Below are 17822 nucleotides of genomic sequence, written 5' to 3'. Positions count from 1 at the left end.
ACCCCGGCGGGCCGCCTTCCCGTGGCTGACCGCACCACCGGAGTCCTCATGAGACGTCAACGCCCTTTCCGGCATGCCCCGTTGCGCGCGCTGCTCGCACTGGCCGCCGGACTCGCCCTCGTCCTGCCGCTCGGCGGCGCCTCCCCGCAGGCCGCCGCCGCCCCGCCCCGAGCCGCCGGGTCCGCCTCGGCCGAGGAGCCGCCCGGCGCCGAGCCCTACCGCCCGCAGTTCCACTTCAGCCCCGCCCGCAACTGGATGAACGACCCCAACGGACTCGTCCACTACGACGGTGAGTACCACCTCTTCTTCCAGTACAACCCGGAGGGGAACACCTGGGGCAACATGTCCTGGGGCCACGCGGTCAGCCGCGACCTGGTCCACTGGGAGGAACTGCCGCTCGCCCTGCCGCACGACGAGCAGGAGATGGTCTTCTCCGGCAGCGTCGTGGTGGACCGGGAGAACACCTCCGGATTCGGCAGCCCCGAGAATCCGGCCATGGTCGCCGTCTACACCAGCCACGCCAAGGACGGCTCCCGGCAGGCCCAGTCCCTCGCGTACAGCACCGACCGCGGCCGCACCTGGACCAAGTACGCGGGCAACCCGGTCCTGGACATCGGCGCCAAGGACTTCCGCGACCCGAAGGTCCAGTGGCACGAGCCCAGCCGGAGCTGGCTCATGACGGTGGCGCTGCCCCTCGAACACAAGGTCCGCTTCTACCGCTCCCCGGACCTCAAGCAGTGGACCGAGCTGAGCGACTTCGGCCCCGCGGGCGCCGTGGACGGCGTCTGGGAGTGCCCCGACCTCTTCCCGATGCAGGTCGACGGCGACCCCGAGCGCACCAAGTGGGTCCTGGTCGTCAATCTCAACCCCGGGGGAATCGCCGGGGGTTCGGGCGCCCAGTACTTCGTCGGCGACTTCGACGGCACCCGCTTCACCGCCGACCCCGACCAGGGCACCCGCTGGCTCGACCACGGCAAGGACTACTACGCGGCCATCTCCTGGGACGGCGATCCCGAGGGTCGGCGCCACATGATCGGCTGGATGAACAACTGGCAGTACGGCGAGAAGATCCCGACCGACCCCTGGCGCAGCGCGATGAGCGTGCCGCGCACCATGGGCCTCAGCACCGTCGACGGCCGCCCCACCCTGACCCAGCAGCCGGTGGCCGCACTCGACTCGCTGCGCCTGCCCGATCCGGTGACGGTGCGCGAAGTGGACGTGCCCGAGGGCTCCCAGCCCTTGGCCGAGGGCCGCGGCGACGGCCGCACCCTCGACATCGAGGCACGCTTCTCGCCCGGCGAGGCCGAGCGCTTCGGCCTCGAACTGCGCGCGGGCGACGGCCAGAAGACCGTGGTCGGCTACGACGCCGCCGCCGGGGAGGTCTACGTGGACCGCACCCACTCCGGCGACACCGGCTTCAGCCCCGACTTCCCCGGCACCCAGCGCGCCCCGCTCGCGGTCCGCGACGGCGAGGTGAGACTGCGGATCCTGCTCGACGCGTCCTCGGTCGAAGTCTTCGGCGGAGCAGGCGAGTCGGTGCTCACCGACCAGATCTTCCCGGGCGCCCCCGAGGGCGTACGCCTCTTCGCGGAGGGCGGCACCGCCCGGCTGAAGTCACTGGACCTGCACCGGCTGGGGACGTACCGGCCGTGAGGACCGGCAGCCGCCAACTCCCTTGCTTCGTACGGCTCTTGAGCCGTGCCAGGGCCTTCGGCCGGTGCGCTGCCCGCGGGCAGCGCACCGGCCGGGGGTCCGCGGGAGGCCGGGCCGCGGCGAGCGCACCGCGCCCACGCCACCGTCCCCACGCCACCGCGCCTGAGGCGTGGCGCCTACTTCACCTCGACCTCCAGCACCTTGTCGTCCCCCTTCTCCGGCGTCCCCCGGGTGTCCGTCTCACTGGTCACCAGCCAGAGCTTGTCGGTGCCCGCCGAGACGACGGTGCGCAGCCTGCCGTACTCGCCCTTGAAGAAGGACTGCGGCTTCGCGGCGGCCTCGGTGCCGCGCAGCGGGATGCGCCAGAGGCGTTCGCCGCGGAGTCCGGCCATCCAGATCGAGCCCTCGGCGTAGGCGATGCCGCTGGGGGAGGCCTCGTCGGTGCTCCACTGGGCCACCGGGTCGGTGAAGCCCTTCTTGCCGCCCTTGCCCTCGACCTCGGGCCAGCCGTAGTTGCCGCCGGGGGCGATGTGGTTCAGCTCGTCATAGGTGTCCTGGCCGAACTCGGCGGCCCACAGGCGCTGTTTGCCGTCCCAGGCCAGGCCCTGCACATTGCGGTGGCCGAGCGAGTAGACCAGGGAGTCCTCGCCGAGCGGATTGCCGGGGGCGGGGTCGCCGTCCGGGGTCATCCGCAGGATCTTGCCGCCGAGGGACTCCTTGTCCTGGGCGAGCGCCCGGTCGCCGGTCTCGCCGGTGCCCGCGTACAGCATCTTGTCGGGGCCGAAGGCGATCCGGCCGCCGTTGTGGATCGAGCCCTTGGGGATGCCGCGGAGCACCGTGTTGGGGGCGCCGAGCTGCTGGCCCGCGGGCTTGTCCTCGTTGTAGAGGAGGCGGGCGATGCGGCTGTCGGACTCGGTGGTGAAGTAGGCGTAGACCATGTGGTCCGAGGCGAAGGTGGGCGAGAGCGCGATGCCGAGCAGGCCGCCCTCGCCGCTCGGCGCCACCCCGGGGACCTCGCCGATCTCGGTCTTCTTGCCGTTCTCCGCGTCGATCCGGGTCAGGGTGCCCTCGTCCCGCGAGGAGACGAGCAGGTCCCCGTCCGGCAGCGGGGCGAGCCCCCAGGGGGACTTCAGGCCCTCGGCGACCGTACGGAGCACCTTGGCCGAGCCCTTCGCCGGGGGCGCCGACTCCGAGGGGGCGGGGGAGGAGCCCGGCTTCTCGCTGCCCGTCGGCGAGCCCTCTCCGGAGGAGGGCCCCGAGGAGTCCCCGTCGGAGGAGCAGGCGGGCAGGGCGAACAGGGCGGCGGCGGCCAACACGGCCCCCAGAGCTGGGCGTTGCACGATGACGGTCCCCTTCGATGCGGAGTGGCCGGGCGGTGCCACCCGTCGTTCATACACCGTCCGGCGGGCGGATCGGTCCCACCACCCCCGCGCGGCAGGCGGCCGGTCGGTCCCCGGGCGGTCCGCCGGGGCCGGCTCCGGTGCGGCGGCCGCCGCCCTCGCGCGCGCCCGGCGGGCGGCCCCTGGGGTCTGCCGGTGCCGTGCCCTAGCCTCCTGACCATGACTGACGAGGTGTGGCTGCCGATGGCGGCCGAGACGATCGAGGGACTGCCGGAGGGCTTCACCTACCGGTTCTGGGACGGCGGGCAGGAGTTCCCCGCGGACCCGGCCGACTGCGCCTTCTACGTGGTCCCCTATATGAAGGGGGCCGAGGTCGCCGTGCGCCCGCTCGCGAAACTCACCTCGGTACGCGCCGTGCAGACCCTGACCGCGGGCATCGACCATGTCGAGCCGGGCCTCGAACTCCTGCGTCCCGGCGTCCGGTTGTGCAATGCCCGCGGGGTCCACGAGGCCAGTACCTCGGAACTCGCGCTCGCCCTGACCCTCGCCTCGCTGCGCCGCCTGCCGGACTTCGTCGACGCCCAGCGCGCGGGCCGGTGGCGCACGCCGGCGGTCTTCCCCGAGGCGCTCGCCGACAAATCGGTGCTCATCGTGGGCTACGGATCGATCGGCGCGGCCGTCGAGGACCGGCTCACTCCCTTCGAGCCCGCGCGGGTCTCACGCGTCGCGCGCTCCGCGCGCACCACCGAGCGCGGTCCGGTGCACCCACGGGAATCGCTGGGCGAACTCCTGCCCGAGGCCGATGTCGTGGTGCTCACCACCCCGCTCACCCCGGCGACCCGAGGCCTGGTGGACGCCGCTTTCCTGGCCCGGATGCGGGACGGGGCCCTGTTGGTGAACGTGGCCCGAGGCGCCGTGGTGGACACCGGCGCGCTCCTCGCCGAGCTGGACTCCGGCCGGCTGCGGGCCGCGCTCGACGTCACCGACCCGGAACCGCTGCCGGACGACCATCCGCTGTGGCACGCTCCGGGGGTGCTCATCAGTCCGCACACCGGTGGCCCCTCCTCCGCCTTCGCCCCGCGGGCGCGGAGGCTGATCGCCGCCCAGCTGAACCGGTTCGCGGCGGGGGAACCCCTGCACAACGTGGTGCGCACCACCGGGAGTTGAGCCCGGAGGGTCCCCGGGGGCCGCCGCGGGCCCGGCGCCGGGGCCGGTTGCGCTCGCTTGCTGTTACGGAGAGTAGGCCGACTATGTCCCAGAGTGACGAAACTGGTGTATCGTCCGGGCAGGGGCTGCGCCACCGTCCGTCCGGCGCAGGGGGCGACACACCGGAACCGCAAGGGGGGCGAAGCGTGATGCACGCACTGTGGACCCACCGGCCGGCACGGCACGGCCGCACCCGGCAGCCCGTGCCCGATCCGGCGACCACCGGGACCACCGGGGGCGCCGGTTCCACCGGGACCGCCGCGACCCAAGTGACCCAAGTGACCGAAGCGACCCGACGGAGCCGAGCCACCGCCGCGCCCGACGCGGGTGGGCCGGGCGACCGCCGGGAGCCGTACCGCCGCCTCGTACGGGGCGCCGCCCGGGGAGCGGACCGGTGACCGCCCGGCCGCCTCTGGCGGGAGCCGTCGGCGGCGCGTTCCGCTCGCTGCTGCCCCCGCTGGAGCCACTCGGCCGCGGCCATCTGCCGCGCGGCGTGAACGGCCCGCTGGTCCTCGCGGTGGCCTGTTCCGGCTACGCGGTCGGCGCCACCCTCGGCTGGGGATCGGAGCGACTGGCCCTCGCCATGGGCGACTTCGGCCTCGCGCTGGCCGCCGCCCTGGCCGCGGTCTCCTGCTACCGCTACGGCCGCCTCAGGGCCGGTTCGCTGCGCCCCGCCTGGCTGCTCTTCGCGCTCTCCTCCGCGATGGCGGCGCTCGGCAACGCCGTCTGGGGCTGGTACGAGGTGGTGCTCGGCCGGGAGGTGCCCGACCCGAGCTGGGCCGACCTCTTCTTCCTCTGCTTCGCGCCGCCCGCCATCGTCGGGCTGCTCGTCCTCGCCAAACGCCCCGCCAGCAGGGCCGGCTGGGTCTGCCTGGTGCTCGACTCCTGGCTGATCGGCGGCTCGCTGCTCACCCTCTCCTGGAGCCTGGCGCTCGCGCACACCGCGCACTCCGGCGGCGGCGACGTGGCGCACACCGCCCTCTCCCTCGCCTATCCGCTGCTCGACATCGCGCTGGTGAGCATGGTCCTCGCGATGCACTTCCGGCGCGGCTTCGTGGACCGCTCCGCGATCAACACCGCGGTCGGGGCACTGGCGCTGACCGTGATGTGCGACGCGCTCTTCACCTCCCCGCTGCTGCACGACAGCTACCGCTCCGGGCAACTGCTCGACGCGGGCTGGTTCGCCGGTTCGCTGCTGCTCGCCTACGCCCCCTGGGTCGCCCCCCGGCGCGCGCACCCGGCCGACGGCGAGCACGCCAGCGGACACGGCGCCCCGCACCCGGCCACCGAGGACGACCCGCCGCCCCGGGGCACGCCGCCCCGCCCGATCGCCGGTTCCCTGGCCGCGCTGACCCCGTACCTCGCGGCCGCCGTCTGCACCCTCGGGATCCTGTACAACGTCCTGGACGGCAGACGGGTCGACCGGGTGGTGCTGCTCACCGCCTGCACGGTGGTGCTCGCCCTCGTCGTACGCCAGGGGATCATGCTCCTGGACAACATCACCCTCACCCAGGAACTGGCCGAGAAGGAGAACCACTTCCGCTCCCTGGTCCAGGGCTCCAGCGATGTCATCATGATCGCCGCGCCCAGCGGGGTGCTGCGCTACGTCAGCCCCGCCGCCACCGGGGTCTACGGACGCGAGGCCGCGGAGCTGGTCGGCTCCGAACTCGCCGCGCTCATCCACCCCGAGGACCTCGGCCGGGTGGTGCACGAGCTGCGCCGCTTCCTCGCCGCGAGCCCCGCCGAGGAGCCCACCGCGCGCATCGAGTGCCGCTTCCGCTCCGGCGCCGGGCAGTGGCTCAACGTCGAGTCCACCGTCAACCGGCACCAGGGCGGGCTGATCCTCAACACCCGCGACGTCACCGAACGGGTGCGCCTGCAGGCCCAGTTGCAGCACAACGCCGAGCACGACCCGCTCACCGACCTGCCCAACCGGGCCCTGTTCGCCCGCCGGGTCGGCCAGGCGCTCGGCGGGCGCAGAGCCGGGGACGCGGGCACCGCCGTGCTCTTCATCGACCTCGACGGCTTCAAGGCGGTCAACGACACCATCGGCCACCAGGCGGGCGACGAACTCCTCATCCAGGCCGCCCGGCGGCTCCAGGAGTCGGTGCGCCAGGGCGACACCGCGGCCCGCTTCGGCGGGGACGAGTTCGCCGCCCTCGTCCTCGGCGACGGCGCCCGCGAACGCGCCCTGCGGGAGCGGCAGATCCTGGAGCTGGCCGACCGGCTCCGGCTCACCCTCTCGCGGCCGTACGCCATCGACGGCAACGACGTCCGGGTCGCCGCCTCCATCGGCGTCGCCTTCGCCGAACCGGGACTCAGCGCGGGCGAGTTGCTGCGCAACGCCGACCTCGCGATGTACCGGGCCAAGGCGGGCGGCAAGAACCGGGTCGAGCTGTACGCCCCGCAGATGAAGACCGAGGCGGTGCGCAAGGCGCAGCTGGAGGACCGGCTGCGCGGCGCCCTGGACGAGGGCGAGTTCGCGCTGCTGCACCAGCCGGTGGTCAGCCTCGACCAGGGCCGGATCTGCGCGGTGAGCGCCCAGGCCCGCTGGCGCAGCGGGCAGGGGGCGCTGTTCACCCCCGAGCGCTTCCTGCGCGGCCGGGACCAGGCACGCGCCGACGAGCTGGACTGGTGGGTGCTCGAAGCCGCCGTCGCCCAGGCCGCGGAGCGCGCCGCCGCGGGCGTCACGGTGCCGGTGGTGGTCCGCCTCGGCGGGCACCGCCTGCTGGACCGCTCGCTGCCGCTGAACGCCGTGGAGGCGCTGCTCGACCGGCACGCCCTCGCCTCCGGGGCGCTCGTCCTGGAGCTGGCCGACAGCGGACCGCCGGCCCGCCTCGCCGAGCTGGAGCGGCGCCTCGCGGAGCTGCGCAGGCTCGGGGTGCGGATCGCCCTGGACGGCTTCGGCGGCGGCTACGCGGCGATCAACGCGCTGCGCACCCTGCCGGTGGACATCCTCAAGCTGGACCGCAGCCTGGTCGAGGGCGTCACCGAGTCCGCCCGGCTGAACAAGATCACCGGCGGTCTGCTCCGGATCGCGGGCGACCTCGGCATGCGCTCCGTCGCGGACGGCGTCGAACACCCCGACCAGGTGCTCGCCCTGCGCGCCATGGGCTGCACCCACGGGCAGGGTCCGGTCTTCTCCGGGCCGCTCGACGAGTACCGGCTGCGCCGGGTGCTGTCCGCCGGGAAGGTGCCGGTGCCGGGTGCGGCGGGGGAGCGGACCATGCTCACCAGGGTGCCCGCGCCGTACCGTCCGGAGAGTGTCCGCAGTTCACATCATGAGACGCCCGTCCCACCCACTTGACACGGGGAGCGCCTCGGCGAGAGGGTCTGAGCCATGCGCACCCGAATTCTCGTACTTGGACAGCGCGTCGGCTGATACCGGGCCCTCTCACCGCCCCGGTGGACGATACCGACGCGCTCCCCTCGCTTGCCTCACGGCACGGGGGGTTTTTTGTTGCACCGAAGCCCCGCGAGAGCTGTACAAAGCTCGCAGATCGACCCGCAGGAACCTCCGAGCCGCCCACCCGCCTCCCCCGAGCCGCACCCCGCACCACCCCTCCGCCCTCACTCCCCGTACCTTGCGTACTCACCCTCAGCATCGAGAAGAGAAGCCGATGACCGAGCAGGCCACCGGGGCCCATCCGCAGCCGCGGCCCCGTTCCGGACAGCAGTCCGCCCCCGTCGAGCACGTCACGGGCGCGCAGTCCCTCATCCGTTCCCTGGAGGAGGTCGGGGCCGAGACGGTGTTCGGGATTCCGGGCGGGGCGATCCTGCCGGCCTACGACCCGATGATGGACTCCACCCGGGTCCGCCATGTGCTGGTGCGGCACGAGCAGGGCGCGGGCCACGCGGCCACCGGCTACGCGCAGGCCACCGGCAAGGTCGGGGTCTGCATGGCCACCTCGGGCCCGGGCGCCACCAACCTGGTCACGCCGATCGCCGACGCGCACATGGACTCGGTCCCGCTGGTGGCCATCACCGGCCAGGTCGCCTCCAAGGCGATCGGCACCGACGCCTTCCAGGAGGCGGACATCGTCGGCATCACCATGCCGATCACCAAGCACAACTTCCTGGTCACCGACGCCGCGGACATCCCGCGGACCATCGCCGAGGCCTTCCACATCGCCGCCACCGGACGCCCGGGACCGGTCCTCGTCGACATCGCCAAGGACGCCCTCCAGGCGCGCACCACCTTCTCCTGGCCGCCCGTCCAGGACCTGCCCGGCTACCGCCCGGTGACCAAGCCGCACGCCAAGCAGATCCGGGAGGCCGCCAAGCTCATCGGCCAGGCCGCCCGCCCGGTCCTCTACGTCGGCGGCGGCGTCCTGAAGGCCGGTGCCACCGCCGAGCTGAAGGTGCTCGCCGAGCTGACCAAGGCCCCGGTCACCACCACCCTGATGGCACTCGGCGCCTTCCCCGACAGCCACCCCCAGCACGTCGGCATGCCCGGCATGCACGGCGCCGTCACCGCGGTCACCGCCCTGCAGAAGGCCGACCTGATCGTCGCCCTCGGCGCCCGCTTCGACGACCGCGTCACCGGCAAGCTGGACAGCTTCGCCCCGTACGCCAAGATCGTGCACGCGGACATCGACCCGGCCGAGATCGGCAAGAACCGCGCGGCCGACGTGCCGATCGTCGGCGACGCCCGCGAGGTCATCGCCGACCTGGTGCAGGCCGTGCAGCGCGAGCAGAGCGAGGGCCACGCGGGGGAGGCCGCCGCCTCCGGGTACGCGAGCTGGTGGGCCGACCTCAACCGCTGGCGCGAGACCTACCCGCTCGGCTACGACCAGCCCGAGGACGGCTCGCTCTCCCCCCAGCACGTCATCCGCCGGATCGGTGAACTCGCCCCCGAGGGCAGCGTCTTCGCCGCGGGCGTCGGCCAGCACCAGATGTGGGCCGCCCACTTCATCCAGTACGAGACCCCCGCCACCTGGCTGAACTCCGGGGGCGCCGGGACCATGGGCTACGCGGTCCCGGCCGCGATGGGCGCCAAGGCCGGGCAGCCCGGGCGCACCGTCTGGGCGATCGACGGCGACGGCTGCTTCCAGATGACCAACCAGGAACTCACCACCTGCGCCCTGAACAACATCCCGATCAAGGTCGCCATCATCAACAACGGCGCCCTCGGCATGGTCCGCCAGTGGCAGACCCTCTTCTACAACCAGCGCTACTCCAACACCGTGCTGCACTCGGGCCCCGCCGCGGACGCCGCGGCCTCCGCCCCCGGGCCGAGCGCCGGCACCCGCGTCCCCGACTTCGTGAAGCTGGCCGAGGCGATGGGCTGCGCCGCCCTGCGCTGCGAGTCCCTGGACGAGCTGGACAAGGTCATCGCCGAGGCCAACGCGATCGACGACCGCCCCGTCGTCGTCGACTTCATCGTCCACGAGGACGCCATGGTCTGGCCGATGGTCGCCGCCGGGACCTCCAACGACGAGATCATGGCCGCCCGCGACGTCCGCCCCGACTTCGGCGACAACGAAGACGACTGAGCCGCGAGAGCGCGCAGGGAACCATCCGAGAGTCCGAGAATCGAGTCAGCGACATGTCCAAGCACACGCTCTCCGTCCTGGTCCAGAACACCCCCGGCATCCTGGCGCGGATCGCCGCGCTCTTCTCCCGCCGCGGCTTCAACATCGACTCCCTCGCGGTGGGCGTCACCGAGCACCCCGACATCTCCCGTATCACCATCGTGGTGAACGTCGAGGACCTGCCGCTCGAACAGGTCACCAAGCAGCTCAACAAGCTCGTCAACGTGCTGAAGATCGTCGAACTGGAACCCGGTTCGGCCGTCCAGCGTGAACTCGTTCTGGTGAAGGTCCGCGCCGACAACGAGACCCGCTCGCAGATCGTCGAGATCGTGCAGCTGTTCCGCGCCAAGACCGTGGACGTCGCCCCGGAGGCCGTGACCATCGAGGCCACCGGATCCAGCGACAAGCTGGAGGCCATGCTGAAGATGCTGGAGCCCTTCGGCATCAAGGAGCTGGTGCAGTCCGGCACCATCGCGATCGGCCGCGGCGCCCGCTCCATCACCGACCGCAGCCTGCGGGCCCTCGACCGCAGCGCCTGAGCCGCGCCCGCCGGGGGCGGCCCGTCCGCCCCCGTCCGTCATCCGAGACCCCGCAACCGCCCCACCCGCCGTCCCCGTACGGTGGTCGCCACAGCAGCGATACCGCAGAAACTAGGAGAGAACCCGTGGCCGAGCTGTTCTACGACGCCGACGCCGACCTGTCCATCATCCAGGGCCGCAAGGTCGCGGTCATCGGCTACGGAAGCCAGGGCCACGCCCACGCGCTCTCGCTGCGCGACTCCGGCGTCGACGTCCGGGTCGGCCTGCACGAGGGCTCCAAGTCCAAGGCCAAGGCCGAGGAGCAGGGCCTGCGCGTGGTCACCCCGGCCGAGGCCGCCGCCTGGGCCGACGTGATCATGGTCCTGGTCCCGGACCCGATCCAGGCCAAGGTCTACGAGGAGTCCATCGCCGCCCACCTGGAGGACGGCAACGCCCTCTTCTTCGGCCACGGACTCAACATCCGCTTCGGCTTCATCAAGCCCCCGGCCGGCGTCGACGTCTGCATGGTCGCCCCCAAGGGCCCGGGCCACCTGGTCCGCCGCCAGTACGAGGAGGGCCGCGGCGTGCCCTGCATCGTGGCCGTCGAGCAGGACGCCACCGGCAGCGCCTTCGCGCTGGCCCTCTCGTACGCCAAGGGCATCGGCGGCACCCGCGCCGGCGTCATCAAGACCACCTTCACCGAGGAGACCGAGACCGACCTCTTCGGCGAGCAGGCCGTGCTGTGCGGCGGCGCCTCCGCGCTCGTCAAGGCGGGCTTCGAGACCCTGGTCGAGGCGGGCTACCAGCCGGAGATCGCCTACTTCGAGTGCCTGCACGAGCTGAAGCTGATCGTGGACCTCATGTACGAGGGCGGCCTGGAGAAGATGCGCTGGTCGGTCTCCGAGACCGCCGAGTGGGGCGACTACATCACCGGCCCGCGGATCATCACCGACGCCACCAAGGCCGAGATGAAGAAGGTCCTCGGCGAGATCCAGGACGGCACCTTCGCCAACAACTGGATGAAGGAGTACGAGGCCGGTCTGCCGAAGTACCACGAGTACAAGAAGGCCGACGAGGACCACCTCCTGGAGACCACCGGCAAGAAGCTGCGCAAGCTGATGAGCTGGGTCGACGAGGACTGATCACCCGCTGACCGGGGCCGCCCGCAGGAGGGCGGCCCCGGTGCTTTTTCCGATCACCGCCGCGGCCGAGCCGCCCCGGCGCCATGCCCTGGCCACGGAAGGGTGATCCTTCCGCCACATCCGGGAAACAGCCCGGAAACCGCCACTACACTGAGCGGCATCAACGCGTCAGGCCCACAGCGTCGTGCGTCTTCCACGCGGCATCCCTCCACCGCCTGCGGCCCTCGGGACGGCCGCCAAGCAATGGACTTGTGAGGACTCACGTGAGCTCGAACACCGCTGCCAAGCCTGTGGTACTCATCGCCGAGGAGCTGTCGCCCGCCACCGTCGACGCCCTCGGCCCGGACTTCGAGATCCGGCACTGCAACGGCGCCGACCGTGCGGAACTGCTCCCCGCCATCGCCGAGGTCGACGCCATCCTGATCCGCTCCGCCACCAAGGTGGACGCCGAGGCGGTGGCCGCCGCGAAGCGCCTCAAGGTGGTCGCCCGCGCCGGAGTCGGCCTGGACAACGTCGACGTCTCCGCCGCCACCAAGGCCGGCGTGATGGTCGTCAACGCCCCCACCTCCAATATCGTCACCGCCGCCGAGCTGGCCTGCGGACTGCTGCTCGCCACCGCGCGCAACATCCCGCAGGCCAACGCCGCGCTCAAGAACGGCGAGTGGAAGCGCTCCAAGTACACCGGCGTCGAGCTGGCCGAGAAGACCCTCGGCGTCGTCGGCCTCGGCCGCATCGGCGCCCTGGTCGCCCAGCGGATGTCCGCCTTCGGCATGAAGGTCGTCGCCTACGACCCCTATGTACAGCCCGCGCGGGCCGCGCAGATGGGCGTGAAGGTCCTCTCCCTCGACGAGCTGCTCCAGGTCTCGGACTTCATCACCGTGCACCTGCCGAAGACCCCCGAGACCCTCGGCCTGATCGGCGACGAGGCGCTGCGCAAGGTCAAGCCCAGCGTGCGGATCGTCAACGCCGCGCGCGGCGGGATCGTCGACGAGGAGGCGCTGTACTCGGCCGTCAAGGAGGGCCGCGTCGCGGGCGCCGGACTCGACGTCTACGCCAAGGAGCCCTGCACCGACTCCCCGCTCTTCGAGTTCGACCAGGTCGTCGCCACCCCGCACCTCGGCGCCTCCACCGACGAGGCCCAGGAGAAGGCCGGTATCGCGGTCGCCCGCTCGGTGCGGCTCGCCCTCGCCGGTGAGCTCGTCCCCGACGCGGTCAACGTCCAGGGCGGCGTCATCGCCGAGGACGTACGCCCCGGCCTGCCGCTCGCCGAGAAGCTCGGCCGGATCTTCACCGCCCTCGCGGGCGAGGTCGCCGCCCGCCTCGATGTCGAGGTCTACGGCGAGATCACCCAGCACGACGTCAAGGTCCTCGAACTCTCCGCGCTCAAGGGCGTGTTCGAGGACGTGGTCGACGAGACCGTCTCGTACGTCAACGCCCCGCTGTTCGCCCAGGAGCGCGGCGTCGAGGTGCGCCTGACCACCAGCAGCGAGTCCCCGGACCACCGCAATCTGGTCACCGTGCGCGGCACCCTCTCCGGCGGCGAGGAGATCTCGGTCTCCGGCACCCTGGCCGGGCCCAAGCACCTGCAGAAGATCGTCGCCGTCGGCGAGCACGACATCGACCTGGCGCTCGCCGACCACATGGCCGTGCTGCGCTACGCCGACCGCCCCGGCGTCGTCGGCACCGTCGGCCGCATCCTCGGCGAGGCCGGGATCAACATCGCCGGAATGCAGGTCTCCCGCGCCAAGGCGGGCGGCGAGGCCCTCGCGGTGCTCTCGGTGGACGACACCGTGCCGCCCGCCGTGCTCGCCGAGGTGGCCGAGGAGATCGGCGCGACCTCGGTACGCGCGGTCAACCTCGGGGACTGAGCGAGCAGAAGCACACCTCGCGCCTCGACTCCCCTACCGCGTAGGGCAGTTGTCCAGCTGAGAGGGGAAGGACCCGGACCGCCGATGCTCGGCGGGGCCGGGCCCTTCGCCGTTCACCGGTGAATCCGGCTGCCTGGAAGGGGAGTTGGAGCGTGTCGGCCGCCCCGCGCGGCCGTGTGTTCCCCGTGACGGGAACCGCCCCTCACAACCGCGCCGCCTTCAGCGCCATGTGCAGCAGCAGCCGGTCCTCGCCGTCGTCCAGGTCCAGGCCGGTGAGCTTCTCCACCCGGGAGAGGCGGTAGTAGAGGGTCTGGCGGTGGATGCCGAGGGCCGCCGCGGTACGGCCCGCCTGGCCCGCGTGGTCCAGGAACTCCTCGGCGGTACGGGCCAGTTCGCGGTGGGCCCCGGTCAGCAGCGGGGCGGCCGAGGGGTCCTGGCCGGCTTCGGCGGGCAGCGCGGAGAGCAGCCGCCAGGGCCCGATGGAGGACCAGTCGGCGACCGGGCCGCGCCCCGGCTCGGCGAGCACCGCCCGGGCCGCCGCCCGCGCCTCGTGCCAGGCCCGGCCCAGCTCCGCCAGCCCCTCCCGGGCCACCGAGAGCCCGGCCGCCACTCCACCGCCCGGAGCCGAACTCCCGCCCGTACCCGCCGCGTTCACCGCCGCACGGCCTCCCGTCGCGCCCGCGCTGCCTGCGGCACGGCCTCCCGTCGCATGGCCTGCCATCGCGCCCGCGCTGCCTGCGGCACGGCCGCCCGTCGCGCCCGCCGCTCCGCCCCCCGCGCCCGCCGCTCCGCTGCCCGTCGCGCCCGCCCCGCCCCCCGCCGGGTCCGCCCCCGCCATCGCGCTCAGCCGTTCCGCCGCCGCGCGGGCGGGGGTGTCCACCTCGCGGCTGCGCAGCCGGACCAGTACGGCGAGGGCCTGGCGCTCGGTGCCCCAGGGGACCGTGCACCGCGCCTCGACGCCGGGGGCCGCCGCGGGGGCAGACTCGGCGGTGGTGGGCCAGGGCGCCACGCAGACCAGGGTGTGCGGGCCCTCCGCGCGGGTGCCGAGGGCGGAGCGCAGGGCGGTGAGGGCCGCCTCCCGCTGCCAGCCGGGCTCCGCGGTCAGCGCGGCGCGGAACTCGCGGCTGAGGTCGGCCCCGGCCCGGGCCTCGTCCGCGAGGAGCGCCCCGATGCGGACCGTCACCTCCATGGCGGCGGCCAGCTGGGCGTCGGTGGGGCCGGGCTCGTCGTCGATCAGCCAGACGTAGCCGAGGACGGTGCCCTGGTGGCGTACCGGCAGGCAGATCCGGCCGCGCCGCACCCCCGCCGCCGGACTGGCCGGAATGCGTACCGGACCCGTCGCCCGGGTGATGCCGAAGCCCTCGAACCAGTCCTGCACCGCCCTGGTGGAGCGGCGGGTGAGGATCGAGCGGGTGCGCACCGGGTCCATCGCGCTGTCCTCGCTGTCGTGCGCGCCGAAGGCGATCAGCTGGAAATGGCGGTCCTCAAGCGTCGCCGGGGCGCCGAGCAGCGCGGAGATCTCATCGACCGGTTCCTGGTAGTCGCCCTTCACACCCGCCATTCTGCGCCACCCGCCCGGCCGCGTCATACAGATGTCTGAGATCCCGGCCACGGAGGCGTGACACCTGTCGATGGCGCCGGATCGGAGGGATCCTTAGGTTTCACGGAGGTTCTCCAAGCCGTCACCGGTCCGCGCGATCCGCGCCGGAACGGCCGAATATCAGCGACATGTACCGCAGGTACTGCCTCACCGTGGAGGTGCCCCGTGCTGGGTCCCGTGATCCTCGCCGCCTCGCGCAGCGAGCAGCTGCGCCGCATCGTTTCCGCCGCGCCGGTGACGAAGCCGGTCGTCACCCGCTTCATCGCCGGTGAGACCTCCGAGGAGACCCTGCCGGTCGTCAAGGACCTCGCGGACCGCGGCCTGGAGGTCACGCTCGACGTCCTCGGCGAGGACGTCACCGACCCCGCCGAGGCGCTGCGCGCCCGCGACGCCTACCTCGGCCTGGTCGAGGCGCTGCGCCCGCTGGAGCTCGGCACCCGCGCCGAGATGTCCATCAAGCTCTCCTCCTTCGGTCAGGCGCTGCCGGGCGGCCACGACCTCGCCCTGAAGAACGCCACCGCCGTCGTCGAGGCCGCCGCCGAGATCGGCACCACGGTCACCCTCGACATGGAGGACCACACCACGGTCGACTCCACCCTCGCCATCCACGCCGAGCTGCGCCGCCGCTTCCCCGAGACCGGCGCCGTCGTGCAGTCCTACCTCTTCCGTACCGAGGACGACTGCCGCGACCTCGCCGCGGCCGGCTCCCGGGTCCGGCTCGTCAAGGGCGCCTACAAGGAGCCCGCCTCCGTCGCCCACCAGGACAAGCACCAGGTCGACCTCGCCTATGTGCGCTGCCTGAACATCCTGATGGCGGGCACCGGCTACCCGATGATCGGCTCCCACGACCCGCGCCTGATCGCCGTCACCCAGGAGCTGGCGCTGCGCCACGGCCGCGCCCTGGACGCCTACGAGTTCCAGATGCTCTACGGCATCCGCACCGAGGAGCAGCACCGCCTCGCCGCCGAGGGCCACCGGATGCGCGTCTACACGGCCTACGGCACCGACTGGTACGGATACTTCATGCGCCGCCTCGCCGAGCGCCCCGCCAACCTTGCCTTCTTCCTGCGCTCCCTCGTCACCAAGGGGTGAGTCGGTGAGCCGTACGTCCGCCACCATCCGAGGCTGAACGCCCGTCCGTCGCCCCACCTCCGTACCACGGAGGGGCACCCAACCCAAGGAGATTCGGCAGTCATGGACGCTGTGACCCAGGTCCCCGCCCCGGTCAACGAGCCGGTGCTCGGCTACGCCCCCGGTTCCCCGGAGCGCGCCCGCCTCGAAGCCAAGCTCAAGGAGCTGGCCGAGAACCCGATCGACCTCCCGATGACCATCGGCGGCGAGAAGCGGCTGGGCGGCGGCAGCGCCTTCCAGGTGGTGCAGCCGCACGACCACAAGTCCGTGCTCGGCACCTACCGCAACGCCACCCAGGACGACGCGCGGGCCGCCATCGACGCCGCCCTGGCCGCGGCCCCCGCCTGGCGCGACCTGCCCTTCGACGCCCGCGCCGCGATCTTCCTGCGCGCCGCCGAGCTGCTCTCCGGCCCCTGGCGCGAGACCATCGCGGCCTCCACCATGCTCGGCCAGTCCAAGACCGCGCAGCAGGCCGAGATCGACAGCCCCTGTGAGCTGATCGACTTCTGGCGCTTCAACGTCAAGTACGCCCGCGACCTGCTCGCCGAGCAGCCGGTGGCGAACTCGACCGGCGTCTGGAACCGCCTGGACCACCGCCCGCTCGAAGGCTTCGTCTACGCGATCACGCCGTTCAACTTCACCGCCATCGCGGGCAACCTGCCCACCGCCCCGGCGCTGATGGGCAACGTCGTGGTCTGGAAGCCCTCCCCGACGCAGACCCACGCGGCCGTGCTCCTGATGCGCCTCCTGGAGGAGGCCGGGCTGCCCGCCGGTGTGATCAACCTGGTCACCGGCGACGGCATCGAGGTCTCCGAGGTCGCCCTGGAGCACCGGGATCTCGCGGGCATCCACTTCACCGGCTCGACCAAGACCTTCCAGTACCTGTGGAAGACGGTCGGCAACAACATCGAGAAGTACCGCTCCTACCCGCGCATCGTCGGCGAGACCGGCGGCAAGGACTTCGTCGTCGCCCACCCGAGCGCCGACCGCGCGGTCCTCAAGACGGCGCTGACCCGCGGCGCCTTCGAGTACCAGGGCCAGAAGTGCTCGGCCACCTCGCGCGCGTACATCCCGGCCTCGATCTGGAACTCCGGTTTCAAGGAGGAGTTCGCGGCCGAGGTCGACGGCATCGCCATGGGCAGCGTCACCGACCTGACCAACTTCATCGGCGCCGTCATCGACGAGCGCTCCTTCGCCAAGAACAAGGCCGCCATCGACCGCGCCAAGGCGGACGAGTCCTGCACCGTCGTCGCGGGCGGCACCTACGACGACTCGGTGGGCTACTTCGTGCGCCCGACCGTCGTCGAGTGCAGCGACCCGGCCAACGAGGTCTTCACCACCGAGTACTTCGGCCCCTTCCTCGCCGTGCATGTCTACGAGGACGAGAAGTACGAGGAGATGCTGGCGCAGATGGAGTCCGTCTCGGCGTACGCGCTGACCGGTTCCGTCATCGCCCAGGACCGCGCCGCCGCCGTGGACGCCGCCCACAAGCTGCGCTTCGCGGCCGGCAACTTCTACATCAACGACAAGTCGACCGGCGCCGTGGTCGGCCAGCAGCCCTTCGGCGGCGGCCGCGCCTCGGGCACCAACGACAAGGCGGGCGCCCCGCAGAACCTCCAGCGCTGGACCCTGACCCGGTCCATCAAGGAGGCGCTCGTCCCGCCGACGGAGTACGGCTACCCGCACATGGGCTGACCCTCTCCCGGCAGGGGCGGGCGAATCCCGCCGGGCACCCCCCGGTGCCCGGTGACCACCACCTCGCCCGCCCCCGCCCCGGGGCCGTGTCCCGACACGGCCCAGGACCGGCACTCCCTCCGCGGCCGGTCCCGC

Annotated in this window: 11 protein-coding genes; 9 read left to right on the top strand and 2 right to left on the bottom strand. The window is 72.6% G+C overall.

The genetic code is table 11. From position 1 onward, the window contains the following. Window positions 1–48: 48 nt before the first annotated feature. Window positions 49–1653 (top strand): glycoside hydrolase family 32 protein, encoded by a 1605-nt coding sequence (locus tag MID12_RS06450; protein ID WP_040247951.1) that lies wholly within the window; start codon window positions 49–51, stop codon window positions 1651–1653. 176 nt (window positions 1654–1829) lie between these two features. On the opposite strand, the gene MID12_RS06445 is transcribed toward MID12_RS06450, so the two are convergent. Continuing rightward, window positions 1830–2993, bottom strand: a complete 1164-nt coding sequence (locus MID12_RS06445; RefSeq protein WP_263165352.1) for a PQQ-dependent sugar dehydrogenase — start codon at window positions 2991–2993, stop codon at window positions 1830–1832. Between the two features lie 219 nt (window positions 2994–3212). On the opposite strand from MID12_RS06445, the gene MID12_RS06440 reads away from it, so the two are divergent. The 6 genes from MID12_RS06440 to serA all read left to right on the top strand — a co-directional run bounded on the left by MID12_RS06440 (window position 3213) and on the right by serA (window position 13261). Beyond that, window positions 3213–4160: a 2-hydroxyacid dehydrogenase gene (locus MID12_RS06440; RefSeq protein WP_263165351.1), complete on the top strand. Its 948-nt coding sequence runs from the start codon at window positions 3213–3215 to the stop codon at window positions 4158–4160. A gap of 433 nt (window positions 4161–4593) precedes the next feature. Next, window positions 4594–7506 carry a putative bifunctional diguanylate cyclase/phosphodiesterase gene (locus MID12_RS06435; RefSeq protein WP_411576913.1) on the top strand — a complete coding sequence of 971 codons (2913 nt, stop codon included), beginning with the start codon at window positions 4594–4596 and terminating at the stop codon, window positions 7504–7506. 313 nt (window positions 7507–7819) lie between these two features. Beyond that, entirely contained in the window at window positions 7820–9694 is a 1875-nt protein-coding gene (locus MID12_RS06430; RefSeq protein WP_040247940.1) for an acetolactate synthase large subunit, read from the top strand. Between the two features lie 53 nt (window positions 9695–9747). Continuing rightward, window positions 9748–10272, top strand: coding sequence for an acetolactate synthase small subunit (ilvN, locus tag MID12_RS06425; protein WP_040247939.1), 525 nt, complete (start codon window positions 9748–9750; stop codon window positions 10270–10272). Window positions 10273–10397: 125 nt separating this feature from the next. Further along, window positions 10398–11393, top strand: coding sequence for a ketol-acid reductoisomerase (ilvC, locus tag MID12_RS06420; RefSeq protein ID WP_040247937.1), 996 nt, complete (start codon window positions 10398–10400; stop codon window positions 11391–11393). A gap of 263 nt (window positions 11394–11656) precedes the next feature. Then, window positions 11657–13261: a phosphoglycerate dehydrogenase gene (gene serA / locus MID12_RS06415; protein WP_040247934.1), complete on the top strand. Its 1605-nt coding sequence runs from the start codon at window positions 11657–11659 to the stop codon at window positions 13259–13261. Between the two features lie 202 nt (window positions 13262–13463). Here the strand turns inward: serA and MID12_RS06410 are convergent, their stop codons facing one another. Beyond that, on the bottom strand, window positions 13464–14822 hold the full coding sequence (locus tag MID12_RS06410; RefSeq protein ID WP_263165349.1) for a PucR family transcriptional regulator: 1359 nt from the start codon (window positions 14820–14822) through the stop codon (window positions 13464–13466). A gap of 204 nt (window positions 14823–15026) precedes the next feature. On the opposite strand from MID12_RS06410, the gene MID12_RS06405 reads away from it, so the two are divergent. Further along, window positions 15027–15953 (top strand): proline dehydrogenase family protein, encoded by a 927-nt coding sequence (locus MID12_RS06405; RefSeq protein WP_040247929.1) that lies wholly within the window; start codon window positions 15027–15029, stop codon window positions 15951–15953. Between the two features lie 102 nt (window positions 15954–16055). Continuing rightward, the gene (pruA, locus tag MID12_RS06400) at window positions 16056–17687 is read left to right on the top strand and encodes an L-glutamate gamma-semialdehyde dehydrogenase (RefSeq protein ID WP_040247927.1); all 1632 of its coding nucleotides are present in this window, start codon (window positions 16056–16058) and stop codon (window positions 17685–17687) included. The last annotated feature ends 135 nt before the right edge of the window (window positions 17688–17822 follow it).

It is taken from the genome of Streptomyces sp. SCSIO ZS0520, from assembly GCF_025643355.1.
Taxonomy (GTDB): domain Bacteria; phylum Actinomycetota; class Actinomycetes; order Streptomycetales; family Streptomycetaceae; genus Streptomyces; species Streptomyces physcomitrii.
This window is presented reverse-complemented; position numbering and strand designations above follow the sequence as displayed.

What these genes read in the sequence shown, in the direction of transcription:
- MID12_RS06450 (WP_040247951.1), top strand. Translation starts at nt 49, where the DNA reads ATGAGACGTCAACGCCCTTTCCGGCATGCCCCGTTGCGCGCGCTGCTC.
- MID12_RS06440 (WP_263165351.1), top strand. Translation starts at nt 3,213, where the DNA reads ATGACTGACGAGGTGTGGCTGCCGATGGCGGCCGAGACGATCGAGGGA.
- MID12_RS06430 (WP_040247940.1), top strand. Translation starts at nt 7,820, where the DNA reads ATGACCGAGCAGGCCACCGGGGCCCATCCGCAGCCGCGGCCCCGTTCC.
- ilvN (WP_040247939.1), top strand. Translation starts at nt 9,748, where the DNA reads ATGTCCAAGCACACGCTCTCCGTCCTGGTCCAGAACACCCCCGGCATC.
- MID12_RS06410 (WP_263165349.1), bottom strand. Translation starts at nt 14,822, where the DNA reads ATGGCGGGTGTGAAGGGCGACTACCAGGAACCGGTCGATGAGATCTCC.
- pruA (WP_040247927.1), top strand. Translation starts at nt 16,056, where the DNA reads ATGGACGCTGTGACCCAGGTCCCCGCCCCGGTCAACGAGCCGGTGCTC.